General features: G+C 42.3%; 1 protein-coding gene. It reads right to left on the bottom strand.

The genetic code is table 11. The features are described 5' to 3' along the window. Window positions 1-213 precede the first annotated feature (213 nt). A complete protein-coding gene (locus ACFEL9_RS26155; RefSeq protein ID WP_385896376.1) occupies window positions 214-633 on the bottom strand; it encodes a hypothetical protein in 420 nt (139 codons plus the stop codon). Window positions 634-792 lie beyond the last annotated feature (159 nt).

The raw sequence follows: 792 nt of genomic DNA, 5'->3' as shown, positions 1-792 counted from the left end.
AGCTTAGGAGAAAAAGACCGGGAGTCCGCAAAGCGGACGAAGGGATTTTTCCTTGTGCGAGGCATTGCGGTCGAACGGAAAACGGCTTTGCGATGTGGTGGCATTCCGTGTTCCGTCTGCCTAAATTTATTGATAAGTTGAATAGCGTTCATTTGTTCAGCACTTATTCGTCAGCCACCATATTGCAAAACCGATGTTGCTTGCAGTGCCTTGTCACCTGATGATTGTTCTTCTTTTTTTGTCATCAAGCCACATTTGTTCTAACTGATAGTGCTCTGGTTCTGTCTGAATATAATCTTCGCCACATTTATTAAAAATTTCCAAATGGTCAATAAAACCGTTTTTCAACCAAACCATTGCATCTGCAAGTATTGAAAGTTCAGGATTTCTTATTTCAACGCCGTCTAATAAGTCAGTCGGATTACCAACAGTGTCAAAATTAGTTGCATTAGAAGTGTCAAGCTTGAATTGCTCGATTTCCGGGTCTTTTGAAAAATGAATGAAAGCACCGATTCCCGTGTGATCAGTGTCCGTTACGGTGAGAAACTGAATTTGTTTTCTAAGTAAGTCACTTTCCGGATGGTCGTCGAATGCAAGGTCAAAAATATCAAGTATGTACTGCGATTTAATCACTTTTTCCTGTCAATTGAAAGTCTCTAAAGTTATAAGTTGTCGTGAAGCTGAACTTGAATGTTGGTCGCTCCGCATTGCAAGCAACGATCGGGATTTACGAAGTGCCCACGGATGGAGCAGATGCGGGAGCGAAAGCCAGAGGCTTTCAGCGAAGCAGCT

The organism is Terrimonas alba, assembly GCF_042434975.1.
In the GTDB taxonomy this organism is placed as follows: domain Bacteria; phylum Bacteroidota; class Bacteroidia; order Chitinophagales; family Chitinophagaceae; genus Terrimonas_B; species Terrimonas_B alba.
Note: the sequence above shows the minus strand (reverse complement) of the source record. Positions and strands in the feature narration are given on the sequence as shown.